The organism is Stenotrophomonas sp. YJH_SMC_138 (assembly GCF_059369855.1).
Map to the genome: position 1 here is coordinate 90,233 of NZ_JCAFTB010000010.1, position 20,316 is coordinate 110,548.

General features: G+C 66.1%; 19 protein-coding genes. 1 reads left to right on the forward strand and 18 read right to left on the reverse strand.

The genetic code is table 11. The annotated features are described in order from the left end of the window. Window positions 1–4: 4 nt before the first annotated feature. The 18 genes from AC5P7I_RS18555 to AC5P7I_RS18640 all read right to left on the reverse strand — a co-directional run bounded on the left by AC5P7I_RS18555 (window position 5) and on the right by AC5P7I_RS18640 (window position 19,934). Window positions 5–250 (reverse strand): DNA packaging protein, encoded by a 246-nt coding sequence (locus tag AC5P7I_RS18555; protein ID WP_032961803.1) that lies wholly within the window; start codon window positions 248–250, stop codon window positions 5–7. Further along, a complete protein-coding gene (locus AC5P7I_RS18560) occupies window positions 247–516 on the reverse strand; it encodes a phage holin family protein (RefSeq protein ID WP_005412393.1) in 270 nt (89 codons plus the stop codon). The genes AC5P7I_RS18555 and AC5P7I_RS18560 overlap by 4 nt, the downstream gene beginning before the upstream one ends. A 26-nt stretch (window positions 517–542) precedes the next feature. Then, the gene (locus AC5P7I_RS18565; RefSeq protein ID WP_126411773.1) at window positions 543–1,028 is read right to left on the reverse strand and encodes a hypothetical protein; all 486 of its coding nucleotides are present in this window, start codon (window positions 1,026–1,028) and stop codon (window positions 543–545) included. After that, the gene (locus AC5P7I_RS18570) at window positions 1,028–3,832 is read right to left on the reverse strand and encodes a tail fiber domain-containing protein (protein ID WP_049427184.1); all 2,805 of its coding nucleotides are present in this window, start codon (window positions 3,830–3,832) and stop codon (window positions 1,028–1,030) included. Before AC5P7I_RS18570 ends, AC5P7I_RS18565 begins: the two co-directional genes overlap by 1 nt. Before the next feature lie 25 nt (window positions 3,833–3,857). Then, entirely contained in the window at window positions 3,858–6,395 is a 2,538-nt protein-coding gene (locus tag AC5P7I_RS18575) for a phage tail fiber domain-containing protein (protein ID WP_005412396.1), read from the reverse strand. 39 nt (window positions 6,396–6,434) lie between these two features. Continuing rightward, a complete protein-coding gene (locus tag AC5P7I_RS18580; protein WP_262219413.1) occupies window positions 6,435–9,599 on the reverse strand; it encodes a hypothetical protein in 3,165 nt (1,054 codons plus the stop codon). Between the two features lie 6 nt (window positions 9,600–9,605). Then, window positions 9,606–11,780, reverse strand: a complete 2,175-nt coding sequence (locus AC5P7I_RS18585) for a hypothetical protein (protein ID WP_032961810.1) — start codon at window positions 11,778–11,780, stop codon at window positions 9,606–9,608. 3 nt (window positions 11,781–11,783) lie between these two features. Then, window positions 11,784–12,182, reverse strand: a complete 399-nt coding sequence (locus AC5P7I_RS18590) for a virion core protein, T7 gp14 family (RefSeq protein ID WP_032961812.1) — start codon at window positions 12,180–12,182, stop codon at window positions 11,784–11,786. Between the two features lie 32 nt (window positions 12,183–12,214). After that, a complete protein-coding gene (locus AC5P7I_RS18595; RefSeq protein WP_005412400.1) occupies window positions 12,215–12,688 on the reverse strand; it encodes a hypothetical protein in 474 nt (157 codons plus the stop codon). Then, window positions 12,685–14,829, reverse strand: coding sequence for a phage nozzle protein (locus AC5P7I_RS18600; RefSeq protein WP_143565846.1), 2,145 nt, complete (start codon window positions 14,827–14,829; stop codon window positions 12,685–12,687). The genes AC5P7I_RS18595 and AC5P7I_RS18600 overlap by 4 nt, the downstream gene beginning before the upstream one ends. Then, the gene (locus tag AC5P7I_RS18605) at window positions 14,817–15,407 is read right to left on the reverse strand and encodes a phage tail tubular protein A (protein ID WP_005412402.1); all 591 of its coding nucleotides are present in this window, start codon (window positions 15,405–15,407) and stop codon (window positions 14,817–14,819) included. The genes AC5P7I_RS18600 and AC5P7I_RS18605 overlap by 13 nt, the downstream gene beginning before the upstream one ends. Before the next feature lie 99 nt (window positions 15,408–15,506). Further along, window positions 15,507–16,460, reverse strand: a complete 954-nt coding sequence (locus AC5P7I_RS18610) for a major capsid protein (RefSeq protein WP_005412403.1) — start codon at window positions 16,458–16,460, stop codon at window positions 15,507–15,509. Between the two features lie 26 nt (window positions 16,461–16,486). Next, a complete protein-coding gene (locus tag AC5P7I_RS18615; RefSeq protein ID WP_005412404.1) occupies window positions 16,487–17,272 on the reverse strand; it encodes a capsid assembly protein in 786 nt (261 codons plus the stop codon). Beyond that, window positions 17,272–17,415, reverse strand: coding sequence for a hypothetical protein (locus AC5P7I_RS18620; protein ID WP_004154577.1), 144 nt, complete (start codon window positions 17,413–17,415; stop codon window positions 17,272–17,274). The genes AC5P7I_RS18615 and AC5P7I_RS18620 overlap by 1 nt, the downstream gene beginning before the upstream one ends. Before the next feature lie 16 nt (window positions 17,416–17,431). Further along, the gene (locus tag AC5P7I_RS18625; RefSeq protein ID WP_005412405.1) at window positions 17,432–18,988 is read right to left on the reverse strand and encodes a portal protein; all 1,557 of its coding nucleotides are present in this window, start codon (window positions 18,986–18,988) and stop codon (window positions 17,432–17,434) included. Beyond that, a complete protein-coding gene (locus AC5P7I_RS18630) occupies window positions 18,981–19,133 on the reverse strand; it encodes a hypothetical protein (RefSeq protein ID WP_005412406.1) in 153 nt (50 codons plus the stop codon). The genes AC5P7I_RS18625 and AC5P7I_RS18630 overlap by 8 nt, the downstream gene beginning before the upstream one ends. A gap of 20 nt (window positions 19,134–19,153) precedes the next feature. Next, on the reverse strand, window positions 19,154–19,333 hold the full coding sequence (locus tag AC5P7I_RS18635) for a hypothetical protein (protein WP_005412407.1): 180 nt from the start codon (window positions 19,331–19,333) through the stop codon (window positions 19,154–19,156). 64 nt (window positions 19,334–19,397) lie between these two features. After that, window positions 19,398–19,934 carry a deoxynucleotide monophosphate kinase family protein gene (locus tag AC5P7I_RS18640; protein WP_004154581.1) on the reverse strand — a complete coding sequence of 179 codons (537 nt, stop codon included), beginning with the start codon at window positions 19,932–19,934 and terminating at the stop codon, window positions 19,398–19,400. A 68-nt stretch (window positions 19,935–20,002) separates the two neighbouring features. On the opposite strand from AC5P7I_RS18640, the gene AC5P7I_RS18645 reads away from it, so the two are divergent. Beyond that, a complete protein-coding gene (locus tag AC5P7I_RS18645) occupies window positions 20,003–20,311 on the forward strand; it encodes a hypothetical protein (protein ID WP_032961816.1) in 309 nt (102 codons plus the stop codon). Window positions 20,312–20,316: the final 5 nt, after the last annotated feature.

The window sequence follows — 20,316 nt, forward strand, 5'->3', positions numbered from 1 at the left end:
TCCATCAGTTCAGCCGCCCATCCTCAGCGGGATCGAACGGGAACTCGGACACCTTGTCGGCCAGCTTGCCCAGCGGTGAGCCGGGCGGCGTGGCCGCAACGTCGATGCCGTTGTCCTTGAGAAACTGCCGGGCCACGTTGAGGATCGAGGCCAGGCCCTTCGCGTCCGACTCCATCGAGTCGATGGTGTCGGCGAGCTTGTCAGCGACTGCGGCGTGCAGTCGCTCCAAGGCATCCTTGGGGGCGGTCACTTGTTGACGACGCGGTTCAGTACGGTCTCCAGCGCGGACGTGCCGAGCGACGCCAGGATGCACGCGAGCGCGACCTGGGCGACGAAGGAGACGCCGGGGATGAAAATGACGATGGCACCAGCGGCAAGGCCGGTAGCGCCAGAGAGGATTGCGCGGCCGAGCGCCTGCTTCCAGGTGATCGGATCGTTCGACGTGAGCATCTTTGCGATGCCCACGATGAGGCCGACGCCCGCGAGAGCGCCGACCAGCTTCACTTCATCGTGCATTAGGTCTCTTGTAGGTGGTGGATGCGTTAGAGCGGACGACCGAAGCTGTACTCGTAGTTGCCGGTCAGGGTGATCTGCGTGACGCCATCGGTGACGACGACTGTGAACTGCCCCATGCGGGAGGTGTTCCGCCCAGAGGCGGTCACAGTGCCACCGAGGCCGCTGCCGGAGATCGACGCGCCGCCTGTGACGGAGCGGGAGACCACGGAGTAGTTGCCGGTGCCGCCCGAGCAATAAACGCTGAACGACTCGCTGACCGTGCCGTTGGTGGACTGAGGCCAGTTACCCATCAGGTAGCTCGGCGACAGCGATGCTTGGAACGGCGTCGCCTTGACCGCGTTGTAGAACTGCGAGGCGTAGATCGGGCCGCTCGTGGGGACGCCGTAGTTGGCCGGAACGTCGGGCACCAATCCACGTCCTCGGTAATACTGGTCCGCGTAGATCGGGTAGCCGCCGCCAAACTCGGCGCGGATCATTTCCCAGGAGATAGGGCCGGAGCCGGGGAGGGCCATCAGGCACCTCCCCCAAGGTCCGCGACGCGCTTACGCAGCGCCTGCACCTCAGCGATAAGGAAGGGAATAGCCTTCTCCCACTGGATCGTCTTGATGCCGTTTGCGTGCGTGGCGACCATCAACGAGTAGACCTCCTCGGCCTCCTGCGCGATGCCGCCGACCTCGTGATCCGCGCTCGGGTGGAACGTGGGATTCAGCTCGGCGATTGCCTTGGCATCCCAATCGAACTCGCGTACACGGAAGCGGTCGAAGAAGTCGGCCACCTTGGAGGCCGAGGCGTCCACGATGTTCTTCTTTAGACGCGCATCGGACGCATAGGCGACGATGTTGCCCGTGGCGACCCAATTGTTGCTGCCGTCGCGGTAGGCGCACCACGAGAAGGCGTTGCTGGCGAGGAAGCCGTGGTTGTTGTCGTTGCAATGGAGCCAGTGCGTGGTCCCGTTGTCGGAGTCGTAACAGGTGATGGTTGGCGAGTAGCTCTCCAAACGGAGGTCGCCACCGCTACCGCCTGGGCCAGCGATAAGGAATCCCTTGCCGCCGTAGGTGCGAACCCAGGTGCTGTCCTGCATCCAGATGCCGCCGCCGTGCGCTTCCGAGTACCAGCCGGTGCCGGACTGCTGGGAGCGGAACCAGCCAGCGTTGAGGTAAATCTGATCGCCGACCGTCAGGCGGCCCGCAATGTTCGCAGCACCGTTCCAGTACAGGTTGTACCAGCTGTTCGTGTTCACGCGGGTGATCGAGCAAACGTCATCGCCAGCGCCGTTCGTTCCGTGGATGTACGCGGTTCCCGCTGCACCCATGCCGGTCAACCGCAGCGGCGCGCCATAGGCCAGAGTGACCTGCCCGGTGAAGGTTGCGCCACCCAGGCTCGCCTTGCCGTCCAGTGCGGACTGGAGGCCGCTGACGTTTGCGATGGTGTGCGTGTGACCGGCGTCGGCCTTTCCTGCCGGGTTGAAGTTCGCCGAGGTCCAGACGGTGCCGCCAGCGTTGAGGGACGCGACGCCACCCGTGCCATCGCCGAATCGGAACTCCAGCGAGTTCGCAGCTGGCGGCACGTACACATAGCGATCCAGCGACCCCAGGTACATGACGCCGGACGTGGCCTCGCCGCCAAATCCCTGCACACGAATCTGCCCGGAGGCGAACGTCTTGACGCCACCGATGGACTGATCGTCGGTCACGTTGACGACGTTGGCGATCTCGGCGGCGGTATGCGTGTGGCCGATTGCCGACTTCCCGTCGAGCGCCGCTTGCAGCCCGGTTACGTTTGCGATGGTGTGCGAGTGGGACGCCGCCGCTTTGCCGTCGAGCGCGGACTGGAGGCCGGTCACGTTGGCGATGGTGTGCGTGTGCGTCGCCGCCGCCTTGCCGTCGAGCGCCGTCTGCGTCGCGGTGCTGATCGGCTTGTCGAGGTCGGCGGTATTGTCCACCTTGTCGAGGCCGACCTGCGCCTTGGTGTGCGTGTGGGTGCTCGGCGGGTAGGTCGTCGGCTTCCCGGTGACGTGGGTGTTGAAGTCCACGTCGTCGCGGGTCGCCAGCGCGCCCAGGCCGCCGATGTCGCCAGCCACGAGGGTCACGTCGCCCTGCTTACCGGCGACGCTGGTGACCTGATCGGTGTTGTCGATCTTCTCCCAGGTAGCGCCGTAGAGCGCCTGGTCGCCGACTCGCCAGTGGATGTCGCCCACAGTGCCTTCGCCGACCACCTTGTAGAAGTGACCCTTCACCGGGTTGGCCGGGAACGCACCAGTGCCGGCATCCCACGATCCCATGTAGACCAGCGAGCCAGTGACGGCAGCCTGCGCCTGGGCGGCCCAATGCTTCGCCGAGAACTCGCCCGGCGAGACCTCGGTGCCCTGCGGCGCGTTCGCGTACAGGCCAGCCTTGTCGCGGGCAGCCTCGGCAGCGGCCTTGGCCGACGATGCGGTCTGCGCCGAGATCGAGGCGGCAGACGCCGAGCCGGACGCAGCGGAGGCATGACCGGCTGCGGTGGTCGCCGAGCCAGCAGCCTCGCCAGCCTTGGTCGCCGCGGCGGACGCCTGGGCTTCCGCCCGGTTGGCCTGGGTGGTCGCCTGAGTGACCGAGGTCGCTGCGGCGGTCGCGCTGTCGGCGGCTGCGGCAGCCGATGCTGCGGCAGCGGTGGCGTCAGCTTCCGCGCGGTCGGCCGCGTCGGTCGCATAGCCCAGGATGGTCTGCGCCTGATCCCGTGACGTGGCGGCAGCAGTCGCCGCTGCTTGCGCGTCGGAACGCGCCTGACCCGCTGCGGTGGCCGACGTGCCCGCCTGGCTTGCGGAGCCAGCCGAAGCCAGCGCCGAGGTGGCCGAGGCCGTCGCCGAAGCGGCGGCGTCCACTGCGGAGCTTGCCGCCTCGGTCGCGCTGTCGGAAGCCTCGGCCGCCTTGGCAGCAGCGAAGGTCGCCGCGTCGGCGGTGGCCTGCACGTCGTCGTCGATGCTCGCGGCGGATTCCGCAGCGCGCACGGCGGATGCTTCGGCAGCGTCGGCGAAGCCAGAGGCGTCATCTGCGGACGCCTGCGCGGCGTTCGCCATGCCGGTTGCCACGGACACCAGGTCGCGCACCTGCACGACCGAGCCGGTCAGCTCGTCGGTCAGCCCGGCCACGTCCTTCTGGAGCTGCGGGAACGAGAGGAGGGTGTGGTTGTTGCCCAGGCCGTCCGTCACGACGACGGTGCCTTCCTCCTGAGTCAGCAGCGCGATCATCTGATTCTCGCGCCGGTTCCAGCGGTCTACCAGCGTCGAGAGGCGCGAGGCCAGCTCGGCGTTGGAGACGTAGCCGGGGGTAGTGCTCATGCGGTGCTTGGGTTCTCTCTGAGGGTTATCGGATGCCGAAGGCGAAGCCGCCAATCGACGTGATGAGGTAGTTCGGGTAGGCCGGGGCGTCGTAGCCGTGGACCTGCGGAGGCGGGCTGGATGCGCGGCACCGCACGCGGAATGCGCGGGCACCGCCTGTCCATGCGCCGGACGCCGAGAGCGTCACCGACTGCTCGTAGGTGTAGAAGTTGGACGCGGTGAAGGTGTTGCCGTCGCCGCCCATCTGCTGAATCAACGCGCGGTACATCGGCGGCTCGTGCGAGGCGATGACGACCCACACAGAGTCGCGCAGCTCCTCCAAGATGACGTGCAGCCCGTAGACGCGCGTGTTCGCGGTGACGGTCACCGACACGGAGGGCGTATGACCCTCGCCAGCCAGCACCGGAGCGCCGAGCCAGAACTCGTGGATCGCCACCCAATCGCCGAGCGGGATGAAGTTGTTGCCCGCCTGGTAGCAGAGGCTCGTTGCCCCGGTCCACCACACGCCGGTCGCCGACTGGAACTGCCCAACGATGTTGGGAGCATTGACGCGGCCTCGGAAGAACGCGCCGCCGTTGCGGTCCACGTAGAACACCGCGTTGTTGGCGTTCTTCGCGCCGGAGCCGACCCACAGGGGCCAGTCGCCGAGGTTGGAGATTTCCACGCGGAACTCGGCAGCGTTGACGATGTTGCCGTTGCCGTCGAGGGTGTGGGTCTTGAACGTGCCGCCGTTGATCGTGCCTGCGTTTGCCGTGAGCGCGGCCAGGGAGTTCACCCTGATCTTGTCCGCAGTGATCGTCCCGTCCACCACCAGCGCACCCTGGATGCCCACGGTGGACTGGCCGCCGACAGTGCCGATCACGAACGGATACTTGATGCTCGCCAAGGTGCCGCCCGAGGTGTACTGCGGGTGGACGAAGGCGAAGCGATCCGCGGTGACGATGAAGTCGCTGCCGGTCTGCGGGTTGGCGGAGAGGGCGATACCGGCGACCACGGGGACGCCGTTGATGGTGCCCGCGTTGATCTTGACCGAGTAGTTGGCCTGCCACTGACCGTACATGCCGGAGTGCTGCCCGGCGACCACGTTGAACTCCTGCCGGATGGTGGCGAAGTCGCCGTCCTTGAACGCCTGGACCTGCGTGGCCGCGATGGCCTGTGCCTGCTCGGCGGTGATCTTGGTGGTGTTGAGCTGCTGCACCAGCGCGCCGGTCGGAGAGGTGACATCCAGGTCGGCCTTGCGCCAGCCGGTGCCATCCCAAATCTGCGTCAGGTACGCGCCGGTCTGCACGGTCTTGACCCAAAAGGTCGGAACCTTGAAGCCGCCAGCGGGCGGGGAGGGCTGCGCGTCCGAGAAGATCGTCGGCGCGGTGCTGGTCTCCAGCGTGGATACCTGGGAAGCCAGGGCTTCGCGCGCGGACGCTTCGGTGTCGATGCGCTGCTCGAAGGCGGCCGAAACCGCCGACACCTGGCCGTCGATCTCATTGGCAATCCCCTGCGGCACGTTCGCGCCGTAGCTGGCCGCCATCTGCTGTCGGAATGCCGTGTTGGCACCCTCGGCGTCCGTCAGGGCTTCGGTGGTCTCGGCCAGGCCAGCGATGTTCTCGCCGTGGCGGACTACTGCCGTCTCAACGTCGGACACGCGGGCCTTGGTTGCGTCAACCTCGGCCATGACCGCGGTGCGGACCTGCGCCGCGCTGTCCTCGATCTCTGCGCCGAGGCGCTGCTCGGTGGCCGCACGCGCCGCTTCGGTGGTGCTCTCCACCTCGTCGATGCGCTGGTTGAGCGCTGCGGAGATCGTCTTGCCGTTCTCGACCACCTGGCCTTGCAGCTCGGTGATCGCCTCGACGCGCGCGGAGCGCTCGTCAGCGATGGCGCGATTGACCTCCAGGAATCGTGCCTGGCTACTTTGCTCGCCGTAGTCCACCCGCGCGAACAGGTCGATGATCTGCTGCGCGATGACCTTGTTGCCTTCGGTCAGCAGTCCGATCTCGTGGGTGGCCGTGCTGATCTTGTCGCCATAGTCGCGCTGCACGTCGAAGAACTCGTGCGAGCGCATGATTTCCTCCAGGATCGCCTCGGCGTTCACGTCGATAAGGTCGATGCGGGTCAGCAGGTCTTGCAGTGCTGGCGAGCGGAGGAGCTGCTCGATGATTGCGTTGAGGTCCGGGTCGCCACCGGGGTTACCGGGGCCGCCACCGGGGAGGCCGCTGCCACCACCGAACTCGGCGAGTTCCTGGTGTGCGTACAGCAGTTGGCGGAACGACTTGGACAAGTCGCGCGCCGGGAGGTTTGCGCCTTCCTTGTAGTTGACCAGGAGGGCGTCAATCGGCGTGAATCGCCGGATGGTCACAGTGTAGGGTGCGTCGAGCACGCCATCCTGCGACGGAATCTCGATGGTGCTGGCGTCCACCCACGACACGGAGACAGCGCGGGCCGCGTCCGGTTCACCGACGAACGCCCGGATGTGTTCGCGGGCGATGTACGGGAACGGCACGGTGAACCGCGTAGGGCCTCCCTCGTAGGTGTAGAGCACGAAGGAAAGGCCGCGCGATAGTTCGATCATGCGTCCTCAAAAAGGTGGAGGCCCCGAAGGGCCTCCTGGTTACGGTCGATCAGTCCCGTCCTTGCGGTCAGGGAACTGCTGTAGGGCTTGATCCGCGATGTTGCGGACGCCCGTCATGTTGTTGAACCACCAAATCTTCCAGAAGTCGCGCATCTGCTTCTCGGTGATCTCCTCATCGTCGCGGATGGCCGAACCGATCATCCGCGTGCTGCCGTAGACCTTGTTGAACAGGTCGATGGACGGGATGCCCATCACGCCGTTCTCCAGGCCGGTCGAGCGGTTGTTGGCGAACACCGGGTCGTTACCCAAGGCGTCCGCCCACACGGCGTCGGTGACCGCGGGGATCACGTTCGACCAGCTCGATTGCGCGACAGCGTTCTTGTAGAAGTTCTCCTGCGTCAGCTGCTTCTTCCGCTGTTCGGGGTTGCCCGCAGTGTTGATGTACGTGCGAGCCGCCCAGCCCATGCCTGCTGCCGAAGTGGACAGCACGACCATCGCGTAGGTGCGCCAGTCGTCGTAGTGGTGGACGGAGTTCAGGAAGTGGCGGGTGTAGCTGTTGACCATGAAGCTGCGGAACTGCGTGACGATGCGGCCGGTGGTGGAGTGCATCAGCTCGATGCTGTCCGAGGCGTCACCTTCGAGAACCTGGTGTCGCGTCACGCGGAACAGGAAGGCCGCCATGCGCTCGCGCGTCTGGAACGGCAGCTTGTCCGGGTCGATCTGCTCGATCTGCCGCTTGCCTTTGAGGTAGCCGAACACGTCGGCCTGGGCCTTCTCGTCGAGGCCCCAGGTGCGCAGGCGGGCCACTTCGGCGTCCGACAGCTTCTTGGCGTTCGCCATGTCCAGCAGCCGCAGCAGCGTGGCGCGACCGGCGATGCGTTGGAGCATCGTGTTGATCGGGGCCATGCCGGATGCGACCGAGGTGACGTGCGTCGCCATGTTCATCGCGTTGTCGATCTTCTCGCCGTGCTTGACGTTGAACGTCTGCGGCACTAGCGCATCCTCGTCCAGGCGCAGGAACGGCGGGTTGCGCAGCCAGTCGGTGCCGGGTGCGAACAGCCGCTCCATGACGCGCGCCTCCTGCGAGGACAGCTTGCCGTCAGCGCCGCGCACCAGGAAGTCGCGGGCGGCACCCACGGAGTTCCAGAAGTTGCGGAGACCGGCATGCGCGATGGTCGGGCCAAGCTCGGCGAACAGCGAGAAGCCGACCTGGTTCATCACGCGGGCGAAGTTCCAGTTGCGCAGGAACCGCGCGTAGCGTGCGCCTCGGCTGGCGGGATCGAGTTCGGTGCTGCGGCCGAAGGTGGACTTGAGGCCGATGTCGATCAGGCGCTCGATGTCCTTCACGTCGTCGCCGGACTTGCGGGCGTCGCTCTTGAGCTTCGACACGAAGCGGTCGAGCTGTGCGCGGTTCTTGATGCCAGCCTTCGACGACAGCGCCGACCAGCCGGTGATCTCGCGCATGTAGCGGGTCATCACCGAGTCCACGTCGTTGTCGAACAGGTCGGCCATCGAGACCTGCACGTCCTCGCCAGCCTCGTTGCGGATGGTGGTGGAGTAGGTCTCGTCGAGGTCGATGCGCTTCTTCGCGCGGTCGAGCTTGCCCGACTCGTAGGTCTTGCGCTCCAGCTTGGACAGTAGCTCTTGCGACCGCACGGGCGAGACGCCCGCCTCGGTCAGCATGTTGCCGATCTCCTCGACCGAATCGCTGTCCAGCGGGCGGACCAGCAGGTCCATCCCGTCGCCCTCGAAGTTCGCTTGGGCGCGCTTGAGGTAGGAGCGTGCAACCGCCCCGAGCAGCTCGTCGTCGATCTCGTCGCCTTCGTCGGTGGTGGCCTCCCAGGCGCGACGCATGGCGGGCTTGATGAGCTGCTCGATCACCTCGTCCTGGTGAAGCTGCATCTCGCCGAACAGGCGCTTGAAGCCCTTGCCACTCCAGTAGCGCGGCAGGTAGCTGCCGTTCTGCGCCACGTTGGCGAAGCCGTCGAGGTTGCTGTCCTGCGCCAGCTTGAGCGCATCGCGCATCGCCTTGGCGACGCTGCCGGCCGCCTTGGCGGCTTCCGGTGATACGTCAGGCGCACCGCGCACGGCACGGCCGACCTCCTCGTTGAACTTTGCGCGCTCGGAGAAGTTCCACCAATGGGTGCCTGTCCGTTGCTTGTAGGCGTCCCATGCGGCGTTCACTCCGCTCCGCCATTCCGTCTCCATGACGGCCAGGTGGCGCTTGGCGAACTCGCTGGTGGACTCCTGGACCGCGACGGAGCGATCGGTGTAGCCGACGCCATCGCGGAACAGCAGGCGGCCCGCCTCGCGCACCAGCGGCGACTTGGCGCTACCCATGCGGGCAGCAAGGTCGCGGCGGACGGTGGCGAAGTGGGGCGTGATGTGCGCGTTGACCAGCGCCTTGTCGGTGAACTCCTGCTCGAATGCGCTCTCGTTGCGCAGCGGGAGGACGCCTGGCGTGAGGTCGTTGGCGGCGGTGCCTGCCACGCGGGCGGCGGACAGCGAGTCGTCACCGGCCAGCCGCTTCACCACGTCAGGCTTCACCTCGCCGTCGAACAGGGCACCCCGGCGAGCGCCGAGGGCACCACCGAACGCGAACGACAGGGCGGCGCTCTGCACGCCATCCGCGAGCGTCTGCTCGGGGTCGTAGGTGGAGGTTGCGGCCGACATCAGCGCGGAGGTGCCCGCAGCCTGTAGACCGGAACGCACCGCGTTGGCGAGGCGTCCGGCCTTGGCTGCGTACCCCAGGCCGCCCGTGGCGAGATCGAGGCCGGTTGCCACCGGGTCGGTGAAGCCGAGGGCGATCTGTCCGCCCAGGCCGAACTGCGCCAGGTCGTCGTCCGCCATCTGATTCATAAAGGCCACGGATTCCAGATAGGAGAGGTGCTCGTCGGACGTGGCCCGGCCGAACAGCTCCCACTGCTCCGGGCGCAGGCCCATCGACTCCCAGCGCTTGCGCGCGTCTGCGGGAATGCGATAGCCCTGCTGCGGCTCGTAGCCCAGCTCGGTGATGAAGCGGTCGATGAAGCCGATGCCGCCCTTTGCCTGGGCAGCGCCCCATCCGTCCCATACGGTCGTCTGATCCTTCCGGCGCTCCGCGGCCTCTCGCTGCTCCTTGCGCTCGCGCACGGCTTGCACGATGGGCTGCTGGGTTGCCGGCTTGACGATGTTCTCGTCTGCGCCGGGTAGGGATTCAAACATGCGGTCTTACTTCCTCGTCAGGTACTCCAGGAAGTCCTCGGGGACTGCCGGGGTGGTGGTGGTTTGCTTGGTGCCCGCGTTGGGAACCAGCGGCTTGGTGAGGTCGAACTTGGGCAGCTCGAAGGCGGGAGCCTCGGCGGCGCTGGCGTCGCGCTTGGCGATGGCCGCAGGGACTTCCGTGGTCGCCGACTGCGAGCGCAGGTCGCGGATGTTCCGGGACTGGTCCGCCCAGGTGGTGCGCTGCTCGACCCGACGACGCGCCTGGGATTCCGCAAGGTCTCCCTTCCAGCGCTGGTGCTGTGCCGCGATGGCACGCGGGTCGAAACCGATGGCGCGGCCGGTGTCCGGGTCAGGGATCAGCCAGTTGTCGGGGCCGACGATCTGCCACTGCCCCGGATTGCGGGGATTGGGCAGGGCCGACAGCTCATCCGGGTCGCGGCCGAGCTTGCGCGCGACCGTCTGGATCAGCTCGTCTACCGCTGGCTCGGCACCCTGCGGCATGCCGATGTTTGGCACGCGGCGGCCGTTGACGGTCGTGCGCTGGGCGTCGATCTGACCGACCGCTGCACGGATGGCAGCTTCGCCGGACACTCCGCCACGCGAGGCGATGCGCTCGGCTTCCTGGCGGATGCGGTGCAGCTCACGCGGGTCACGCGGCTTGCCGTCGATCTCCAGGTAGTCCTTGATGCCGGACTTCCAGGTGTCGTTGATGACCGAGCGGGCCTCCTCGACTTCCCGCTTCGGTTGCGTCAGGACGCGAGCGGCCTCCTGGTGAGACTGACCGCTGCGCCGGGTGTCGTAGAGGTACTGGTCCAGCATTGCGGCAGCCTCGCCGCCAGCGACCGTATCGGCGTACTTGGGCGAGACCTTGCGGAGCTGTTCGTACAGCGTCGCGGCGTTCTGGAAGTTCTCCTGGAACGCCGGGTCAGCGCGCTTGAGGATGCGTTCGAGCTGGGGGATGACGATGCCCTGCCGTGCCCACTTCTGGAGCACCTGGCCGCGTGCGGCCTGCGGGGTTTCCTCCCACTCCTTACCGGCCTGCTTCTTGAGGTCGGCGTCGCTGATCTCGTAGGGATTGCCCCCGGCTACCAGCTTGCGGATGCGCTCCTCTCGGGCGCGCTCCTTCGCTTCCTGCTCCCAGCGGCGAAGCGTCTGCTCCTGCTGGTTGTTCCAGTATCGCTTGAAGGACTGGAGGTCGCCACCGCTCAGGCCGAATTTACTGGCCCAGGTGTCGATGGTCTTGTGGGTGAGCTGGCCGCGATCCGCGAGGCCCTGGAGCGTCCACTCTGCCTCGGCCATCGCCTGCTTGCGTGCCTCGTCCTCGCGGTGTGCGATCACGCGGGCACCAGCGGCAGCCGCCGCGCGCAGCTCGTCGCCGTGCTCGGTGTTCATCAAGCCGGGCTGGCCGTCGCCGCGGTCCTGCTCCAGGAACGCCAGGATCGACTGAGGATCGCGGTTGCCTGCGGCCAGCTCCTCCTTGGCGGCCTCGACGTAGAGTTCGTCCACGTCGCGCTTGTTGAGATAGGCGTACTCCTCCTGGTCCAGCATCGCGTACAGGCCGTTCATGCCCTCGGAAGTGAGGAACGTGCCGCCCTTGATGCCGTCGCGGATGATCGCGGTCAGCGACTCCTTCTGCCGGACCAGCATTTCCCGCATCGAGTCGGCCTGCCACTGCTGGCGGACCTGCTGCGCGGCGCGCATGGCGACCGGCATCAGGGCCTTGCGGACCTGCGGGTCTTGGAACTCGGGGTTCTGCGTCAGCGCAGCCATCCGCTCCTTGATGAGCGGCTCGATGTCGGTGCCGGGTTCGGCCTTGGCGATCTCTTTGGCCGCTTCGATCTGCCAGTCGCGGACGCGGATGATGCCGTCTGCCTTGAGGTAGCCGCGACGCCATGACTCCGACTGCTGGGCAACGAAGTCCTCGGCCTGCCGGGGCGTACCCTCGGCGTCCTCCTGCATACGTTGGGTCGCCGCGGCGCTGTACTGCTCGCGGCTGTTTGAGATCATCTGCGAGTTGACGGAATCCGAGACGCGCGTCAGCACCGCAGCGGCGGTGCGAGAGAGGACACCGGCACCAGCGGAGGACGCTTGGTCAGCCTGCACCGCCAGAACGGGGCGCTCGGCGAGACGCTGCGGCACCTGCGCGCGGCGGATGATCTCTTGGGGTTTCGTGCGAGCCACGGGTTACTCGTCTCCGGGAATGGAATAGCGCTTGTAGGTTTGGATGTTGCTGTAGGCATTCGCGCCTGACTGCATCACGCCGCCCAGCGCCTCGGCATTGCCGGTGCGGATACGAGCGCGTGCTTCGGAGCCGCTTTCGACGACTCCGTTCCTGCGGTTCTTCTCGATGAGGGCCACGTCACGGCCAGCCTGGGCCATGATGTCGTTCGCCAGCAGCTCGACCGAGTTGCCGGACACTGCCGCTTCTGCTGCGGAGGCGCGCATCGCGGATCGCAGTGCGCGGGCCTCCTCCATGCGCTGTTGGGTGCGCTCGGCGGCCTGGTCGTTGATCTGCTCCTGCTGACGCTCCGCGGCTTCCTCGATGGCCTTGTTGTTCTGATCCTGGCCGTACATGGTCGCCATCGCGCTGACTGCGGCGATACCGACCTGGACTGCTACGGGGTTGCACATGGGGTCTTGGTTACTCGGACGAAGGGTGTCTTGGCGAAGCCGTAGGCGGACTCGACGCCGCTCTCGCGGAAGCCAAGCCAGCCGAGCCATCGCCGCGTGGTGACGGCGTGGACATCGACGAAGTTGAAGATGGTGCCGAAGGTGGCCGACCACTCGTCGCTGATCCGCCGAGCTTCTCGGAGGAACGTGCGGCAGAACGTGGGAGCCACCAGGGCGTCGGTGCCCAGCAGCCAAACCGAGGCGATACCCTCGGCGTGCTGGCTGAAGCCGAAGATGCACACGGGGGAACCGTCGTGCATCGCGGCGAAACTGCGGTCGCTCGCGGTCACTGCAAATGCGAGCGCCTGGAGCGGGGTGTGACCATGCGAAGCCGCCACCTCCAGGATGTCCTCCTGCCGCATGTTCTCGGCGACGTGGAGGATGTCGCTGGCGGTGGGGCTTCGATAGGTCAGGGTCATACTCGGCTGCGGGAGACGAACATGCCGCGCCACTGTGCTGACTGGAACCAGCACTGGAACGGCAGGCGGTTGACGAGGTGCATGCGGACGCTGTTGGCGTCGCCCAGCACGGGGAACCGGCGAGAGCCGGAGTGGAACGTCGGGGCGCTGGTGCGGAACACCGAGTCGTTGAGGACGCGCGCGGTGTACGCACCGGAGTGCGACGCCACGTAGGTCTCGACGCGGCCATTGCCGTGCTGCTCGACCTCCAGCTCGAAGTACGCGCCATCCTTGTAGGCGACCTCGATGTCACGCACCTGCGTGCGGCCCACCAGCACGGCCTGGTTCTGCCCACCGCGAACGATGGGCTTGGTCAGGGTGAGGCGGTGCTCGTAGTCCATGCCGACGACCACGCGGCCCTCGGTGTGGTTACCGGGGAGCGCAAGGCGGGTGCGGGCGTTGTCCCAGCGCGCCTTGGTGATGTCCAGGTACGCGCCGGGGTCTTGCCAGTCGTCCGTCTTGAGGACGGTGACCGTCATGCCATCGGGCACGATGTAGGGCAGGTCGATCCAGGTCTCGTTGCCGAACTGCTGATAGGTGGGCTGCACCACCAGCATGCGGTCGAGCAGGAAGTTGTAGTCGCCCGTGGCATCCGTGTCGTGCTGGTTGAGCACCATGCGGAACTTGAGCAGCTCGCAGCCGCCGCCTGGGGCTTCCGCGACGGCGTACAGCACGTCGTTGATGGCGTGCATGTGGACGATGCGACCGACGCCGGAGATTGACCAGCGCGTCCATGCGGACTGCTGCTTCTCGTCGCCGATCCAGCGGACGAAGTAGACGTAGAGCTGCGCGTCGGTCGGCTCGTCAGGAGCGAAGAACACGCAGTCGGCACCACTTGCGCTCGCCATCGCTCGCATGCGGCCCGGCATCAGCTTGGGCACATGCGCCGTCACGTCGGCGGCGTCGCCGGTCACCGACAGGTCGTCGATGAAGTATTCGCGCACGCTGGCGTATGCGCCGCTGTCCTCGGTGAAGTACAGCGACTCGCCCATCAGCTTCGGCCGGATGTACGGCGAGCTGCTGTAGCTGTTGACCGGATCGCTCTTGACGTTCTTGGCGGCCAGGTACGGCTCGGCGGTCAGGAGGAACTGGCCGCCCGCAGCGGCAAGGAACAGGGCCGACTGGAACGGGACTGCGTGGTAGAGCGTGGTGACGCCGTTAGACCCGCTGACGCTCACGTCGATGGGGTCGGCGTCGAGCACCTGGGTCACCGAAGTGCGCCAGAGGTTGAACGGATCGGAGACCTCGGACATCAGCACGTTCTCCCCGGCCAGGAAGCCTAGGCGGTCCCGGTGCTTGAACACCTCGCGGATGCGCTGGCCGTCGATGGACGGGAACGGGTTGCTTTGCTCGTCACCCGCGAGGCGCGCGGTCCACTCCGGTCCACCGAAGGAGAACCAAAAGCCGTCCGCATGCACTGGATCGGGGATGCGCTTGAGGATGTGCGGCATCGTCTTGGCATCGAAGCGGTGCTTGATGCCCGGCCGGGCGACCTCCAGGTAGACCGAGGAGGACTGCTTCTGGACGTAGTAGTCGTCGAATTGCGATTCGGACGAGCCGATGATGTTGTAGATCGCGCCGGTCGGCACAACGGCCGAGCCTTTGTCGCCGGGCTTCGGCAGGTCGGACATCGTTTGCGCCGATCCGTACAGCGAACCGGGCGACAGCTCATCGCTCTGCTTCACGTCTACCAGCCGGTTGACGATGAAGGTGGTGTCGGAGAACGTCGCCAGCGCGAAGCACGACCACGCACGCTGTCCCTGGGTGTCCAGGTAGTTGAGCGCGTCGCCCGTGGCGTTGACGGTGTATTCCTTGCCGGTCTCGTGGTCGAACACGCGGATGCTGCGGTGACCCACGGCGACGATGTAGCGCTCGTTCTCATCGCGGACGATGGAGTGGAAGGCACAGTCGTGATCGAGGGTGACGCCAAGGCCAGCAACGAACTCGGCGGGCGGGCGCTTGCCAGCGCCCATTGCGGCATGCAGCCAGGCGTTGATCGCCTTGGTGAGCTGGTTCGGCGAGCGGACGGTATCGTCCTGCTGCGACTCGCCTCCCAGGAACGAGGGATAGTCCCCCGTGATTAGCGGCATCAGCGGTCCCAAATATCAGACACGTCCGTCGAGCCACTGAGGAAGTTGTGGCCGCGGGCGTAGGTGAAGTCGGCGTGCTCCTGCGCGAAGATGAGGTATGCCTCCTCCTCGTGCTTCTCGGTGAACACGTAGAGCTGGTCGCTACCCAGCACGCTCGTCTGGAACAGACGCGCAGCGCGCACGGCGATGTAGCGGCGGGCCGACTCGGGCAGCTCCTCGTAGGCGAGGAACCAGGTCACGAAGTCGGCGGTGGGGGCCGACGAGAACGTGTCGGCGAGGGTGAGCGGGTTGATGAGGCGCGTGCCTCGGATCACCAGCGGCTCGCTTCCGCGTGCGGGGACGAGCTTGAGGATCGACTGCGGCGGCAGCACCTTGCCTTCCGCGTTGAGCGTGAAGGTGAACGACTCGCTGGTGTTGAACCACCAGCCAGCGGTTTGGACCTCGCGGCTCACCGCGCGGAGGGTGTCGCGCGCCTGCGAGGCGTACAGGTTGCCGAGCGCTTCGAGGTCGCTGATCGGCGCTTCGCCGATAGCACCGAGCAGCACATTGACGGCTTCGAGTTCCGTGGTCGGAGTGAGTTCGAGGTTCATGGATTCGGGGCAAAAAAACGGGGGACACCCATGTGGATGTCCCCCGTAGATGGAGAGAGATTGAAGCGCCGCGGGATTTGCCCAACGGCGCGGTATTGCTTACGGGGCCTTCGACAGCTCGATGGCACCGCGCGGAGCCAGGATGCCGTGACCCAGCGCGTACTTCGCCAGCATCAGGGTGCCCTGCTTCTCGCCCTGGTACACGTCCTCCAGGGACAGGTCCAGCAGCTTGAGGGTGCCGACCGCCGAGCGGTGGAAGATCACGCCCACGGTGTCCGCGAAGTTGCCGCGGTACTTGGCCGGGATCGAGGCCAGGGCCGACTCATCGACACGCGGCATCGCGTTGATCTTCACCAGCGGGATGCGGGCGACCGAGGAAATGATCGCCTGGCCGTAGGAGCCGTTCGATTCCGCGTTGATGTCGCGGTCGATCAAGTCCTTGTTCTCGGTCAGCAGATACCACTGAGCCGGGGCCAGTGCGCCAGTGAACTCCTGCGGGTTGTCCGGCAGCAGCTTCTCGTCGAACAGCATGCGGGCGTTGCGGAACGCATCGGCCAGCACGGTCGGATCGGAGGCCATCGTGGCGGCCTTGATGATGGCACCACCCGGCTGGCCTTCGACCTTGCCTTCGGTGGTACGAGCGGCCAGGATCGCGCAGCGCAGCTCGTTCTGCATGCGCTTGAGCGCCAGCTCCGCACCCTGCTGACGGGTGTACTCGGAACGCACGTCGTAGTGGTTCATCGCCTCGTCGATGTTGGCGATGAAGGCGTGCGAGATCAGCATCGGATCGAGGGTGATGATGGTCTCGTTGTGCTCGACCACCAGGCCCTTGATCTCGGTGCCCGGCACATGGTACTCGGAGCCGATGGTGCCGACGTTCGGGAACGAGGCGGACTTGCCGCTCTCGATGTTGCGCACCGACACGCGGCCGTCCAGCTTGTAGTTCTCGACGAAGCTGGTGATGGTTTCAGCAGTGTAGTTCTGCTTGAACAGCGCCCAGGCGTCGCCGTTGGCCTGGGCTTGACCCAGGCGGGAGGGGATTGCGTCCGACATTTAGTCCTTGCTTGAGGTTGAGTGGATTACTTGAACAGCGGCGACACGGCCAGGCGGGCGGAGACTTCCGCGCGGTAAGCCGGATCACGGTGGTAGCGCACATCGCGCATCGCTTCGACGACCTGCGCCTGCGACTGGAACGGCTTGGGGCCTGCATCGGCGTTCGATGCGGTCTTGCCATTCAGAAGGCGGCCGTTGCCGCCACGGAGGGCGACGAGGCCCTGGACTGCCAGCGCTGCGCGGCCGGCGTCGCCGGACTGCACCGCTTCGTTGAACGCCCGCTTCTGCTCGGCGCTCAGGTTGGTCTTAGCCCACTGGACCAGGCCGTCGTAACCGGCCTTGCCACCTGCGGGCGAGTAGACGGCGTTCTCGTAGGTCTGCACGCGAGCGCGCAGGCCATCGACGTACACGTCCACCAGCTCCTTCGGATAGCCCGCGTCCTGGAGCTTCTTGTAGCTCTCCTCGGACAGCGAGCCGTTCGAGTTGAACTCGGTGGCGAAGTCGTCCAGGTTCAGGCCAGCCCGCGCCAAGGCGTCACGCGCGTCATCCGCGGTGGCGTCGTCGATGGTCGCGGGGCCGCCCTTGCCACCCTTGTCGTCGGCTGGCGTGCTCAGTTGTGCGTAGGCGGCTTCCAGCTCCTCCACGGTCTTGTACTTGCCGCCGAACAGGCGCTCGCCATCGGTGCCACCCTGCGCGCCCGGTGCGGGCTGCTGGGTGTCCTGGGAGTTCTGCGGCGGCTGCTGACCTGGGGTCGGCTGGCCGTTGATGCCGTCAAGGCTGACGGTCACTTCGGACTTGCCCGGCTGCGACATTACTTGTCCTCGGGCTTGTAGTTGACGATGACCAGGCCGTTCGTCTTGCGGGTGATCTCGGCCTTGCCCTTACGCTCGACGCTCGGAGCCTTCGGGGCTTCCTTGGTCGGCTTGGCGGGCTTCTCGGTGGTTTCGTTCGACATTGCGTCCTTCTCGGGGTTACGGGGTTTGGGTCATCGCTGAGGCGATATTCGGAGCGGCACGGACCATCGCCTCCTGCGCCGAGGCGTCCTGCTGCTCGGCAGCAAGCTCGTCGTCGGAGCGGATCAGGCCCTTGGTGGAAATGTCGGAAGCGGCGGCCAGTCGGGAGATCGCCTCGCCACTGTTGAGGCGGCGCGCCTTCTCCTCTGCGCCGACAAGCGCATCCACTGCCTGACCGAACTCGATCAGCTTGTTCAGGTCGTGGCCGCGGCCGAGGGCGGCGATGCCAACGGTGATGCGCGGCTTGATGAGTTCCTGCGGCAGCTCGGGCAGGCGACCCTGCTTCTGGAGCTTGTGCAGGCGGCGGCGGATCAGCGGCAGCAAGAGCTGCTCGCCCGACATCGCCATGAAGCCGCTGAGGGCGTCGTCGAGTTCCTGGGTGAGCACCCGGATTTCGTAGGCGGTCACGCGCTCGCCGGGGCGCTGCACGGCGGACTTCACGCCGAAGATCAGCTCCAGCGAGTTCGCCAGCCCTTCGGCCTCCTGACGCACGAAGTTCAGGTCGTAGGCTTTCTGGAGCTGGAGCGTGGTCACGTCGCTGGCCTCGCCACGCAGCACCGCGCCGGACTCGGCCTCGGTGAGCTGGCGCTCGCGGATCGTCGAGGTCGGCTTGAGGAACATGATGATCTTCGCCAGCGCGGCGGCACCCTTACGGATCGCCTTGCGCAGCGCCTCCAGCGACTCGAACGCGCCCACGTAGTCGTAGACCAAGCCCTCGCCGTAGTCGTCCACGAGGGACGGCGGCGCGCACAGGGGAATCCACGGGCAGGCGTCGATGGGGTAGGTGCCCACGGTCTCGGGGACTTCGACGCCCTCGACCTCCTGGACCACTTCCCACTCCTTGCCATCTTCCGAGCGACGCACCCAGGTGTAGAGGTTCACGTCGTCGTTCTTGGTCTTTTCGTCGCGTTCCTGGGCGAGCTTCTGCATCACCGCCGCGCGGATCGAGTCCGGCAGCATGGCCGGGGCGATCTTGTCGAGCGTGATGATCTCCAGCACGTTGCCCAGGCCGTCGCGGTCGGTCACGTAGGAGGTCAGCGGATACAGCTTAGGCTTGCCCTCGTCGGGGTCGTAGAGCAGGAAATTGCCGAGGACGATGGCGTGCTTGGCCGCCTCGCTGAGGACCGGGCGGACGCCGCTGGTCTCCAGGTCGTTGACGATGACCCGCTCCACGTCCACCAGCGCGGCCTCCAGTTCGGAGGTCTCCACGCCAGCCTGCTCGGCGATGTTCTCGGCGACTGCCTGGTCAGGCGCGAGCTTGAACACCGAGGCGTTCGGCGGGAGCCAGGCCAGCACGATCTTCGAGGCCAGGGCGTTGACGCACTTCGGGCCGGTGTCGATGTAGGCGGAACCGGGGGTACGCGATTTCGCGCCCTCGTCCACCCACAGGCGGGGCAGGGTAACCTTGGCGCAGCGCTTGGCGCGCGTCTCGGCTTCTTTGCGGTTGGACTTGAGATCGCCGTAGCGCTTCGCGGCCGTCTGCTTCTCGGCCGAGGTCTGCTTGGCGTCAGCCATTCGGAATGGTCAGTCCTTGGTACTGCGTTGCGTTGTTCAGGTCCAGTCGGACCTTGGACTTACGCCGCTGATCGGCCGCGTGGCCGGTCGGCTGGGTGTCCTGGCGGGTCAGCAGGATCGGGTCTTTCTCCTGCTGGTCCGGCATGTTGGGCTTGCTGCACATGATTAGCGGGCGCGGTGCTCCATCTGCTCGACCTTCCGCAGCGCCTTTAGCCGGAGGATCAGGCGGCGCTCGCCCTGCCGGAGCAGGAACTCCTCCTTCGGCTTGGCGGGGTCGTAGATCACTTCGGGGTGCAGTTCGTCCAGGAGGTCGATCAGGTCGTAGGAGTGCAGAGGGATTTGCATAGAACTCCTGGGTTATGAATAGGTGGGGAAACTGTCGTTTCCCCCGATGATGACCACTAAACCCTTAGAGTCGGGCCAGCGATTCCGCGACCATCCGCAGGCGGTGGATCGGGCCGTTGTTGTCGATCACGGTGTCGATCAGGTCGCCGTGGACGCCTGCCTCGGAGGCATGCGCCGAGACCGGGGCCGCGCTGTCGCGGAGCACCTGGACCACCTGGCCGCCCCACTCACGGATGAACTGCGCCTCGTTGTCGAAGCGAACGTCCGACACCACGACGCCAGCAGCGCCGTCGCGGCGGGCCTGACGGATCTTCTGCGCGACCACCTTGACCCACAGGTCGCGGTCGATCATTTCACGGCCCCACTCGGTGCCCACGGTCTGCATCAGGCGGCGCGGGGTCTGCCCGTTGAGCCAGTCGAGCGGCTCCTCCTTGAGCGGGCCGTCCTCCATCGCGGACACCGGCAGGCCGGTGATGTCCGCCACGAAGGCGCGGATCGGGGCCGCGAAGGACAGCTTCACGAAGCCGTGGTCGCTGACCAGGAACTCGGCCAGGGTGTCTTTGCCGCTGCGGGCGCGGCCGGTGATTCCGATGATCTTCATGGGGACTCCAAAAGAGAAACCCGGCCTTAGCCGGGTACAATTCGTGTTCGTTATGGAAGGAGACAGGTATGGCGAGTTCTACGCCGAGTAACACAAACGGAGCGGAAATCTCTGAGCTTGCACAGAAGCTCTATGGCCTACAGGAGGCGATGGATGCGCTCGTGGCATCAGGGCAAGCACAAGGAATTCAGCGAGAGCGCTACGATGCGGCCAAGCAGCTCATCACAGATAAGCTCACTGAGTTCAGCTGCACGTATGAAACGTTGACTACGCCGAAGGCGATCCAGCTTTGGGTTTTCAATAGCCGAGAACCCGTAAGTCGGAATCCGTCAGAGATTGCACACTGGAAGCAGTTCTACGTGGACGAGTTGCGGTAAGCAGG

What these genes read in the sequence shown, in the direction of transcription:
- AC5P7I_RS18610 (WP_005412403.1), bottom strand. Translation starts at nt 16,460, where the DNA reads ATGTCGGACGCAATCCCCTCCCGCCTGGGTCAAGCCCAGGCCAACGGC.
- AC5P7I_RS18560 (WP_005412393.1), bottom strand. Translation starts at nt 516, where the DNA reads ATGCACGATGAAGTGAAGCTGGTCGGCGCTCTCGCGGGCGTCGGCCTC.
- AC5P7I_RS18640 (WP_004154581.1), bottom strand. Translation starts at nt 19,934, where the DNA reads ATGAAGATCATCGGAATCACCGGCCGCGCCCGCAGCGGCAAAGACACC.
- AC5P7I_RS18645 (WP_032961816.1), top strand. Translation starts at nt 20,003, where the DNA reads ATGGCGAGTTCTACGCCGAGTAACACAAACGGAGCGGAAATCTCTGAG.
- AC5P7I_RS18620 (WP_004154577.1), bottom strand. Translation starts at nt 17,415, where the DNA reads ATGTCGAACGAAACCACCGAGAAGCCCGCCAAGCCGACCAAGGAAGCC.
- AC5P7I_RS18570 (WP_049427184.1), bottom strand. Translation starts at nt 3,832, where the DNA reads ATGAGCACTACCCCCGGCTACGTCTCCAACGCCGAGCTGGCCTCGCGC.
- AC5P7I_RS18635 (WP_005412407.1), bottom strand. Translation starts at nt 19,333, where the DNA reads ATGCAAATCCCTCTGCACTCCTACGACCTGATCGACCTCCTGGACGAA.
- AC5P7I_RS18575 (WP_005412396.1), bottom strand. Translation starts at nt 6,395, where the DNA reads ATGATCGAACTATCGCGCGGCCTTTCCTTCGTGCTCTACACCTACGAG.
- AC5P7I_RS18615 (WP_005412404.1), bottom strand. Translation starts at nt 17,272, where the DNA reads ATGTCGCAGCCGGGCAAGTCCGAAGTGACCGTCAGCCTTGACGGCATC.
- AC5P7I_RS18630 (WP_005412406.1), bottom strand. Translation starts at nt 19,133, where the DNA reads ATGCCGGACCAGCAGGAGAAAGACCCGATCCTGCTGACCCGCCAGGAC.
- AC5P7I_RS18605 (WP_005412402.1), bottom strand. Translation starts at nt 15,407, where the DNA reads ATGAACCTCGAACTCACTCCGACCACGGAACTCGAAGCCGTCAATGTG.
- AC5P7I_RS18625 (WP_005412405.1), bottom strand. Translation starts at nt 18,988, where the DNA reads ATGGCTGACGCCAAGCAGACCTCGGCCGAGAAGCAGACGGCCGCGAAG.
- AC5P7I_RS18590 (WP_032961812.1), bottom strand. Translation starts at nt 12,182, where the DNA reads ATGGCGACCATGTACGGCCAGGATCAGAACAACAAGGCCATCGAGGAA.
- AC5P7I_RS18565 (WP_126411773.1), bottom strand. Translation starts at nt 1,028, where the DNA reads ATGGCCCTCCCCGGCTCCGGCCCTATCTCCTGGGAAATGATCCGCGCC.
- AC5P7I_RS18595 (WP_005412400.1), bottom strand. Translation starts at nt 12,688, where the DNA reads ATGACCCTGACCTATCGAAGCCCCACCGCCAGCGACATCCTCCACGTC.
- AC5P7I_RS18580 (WP_262219413.1), bottom strand. Translation starts at nt 9,599, where the DNA reads ATGTTTGAATCCCTACCCGGCGCAGACGAGAACATCGTCAAGCCGGCA.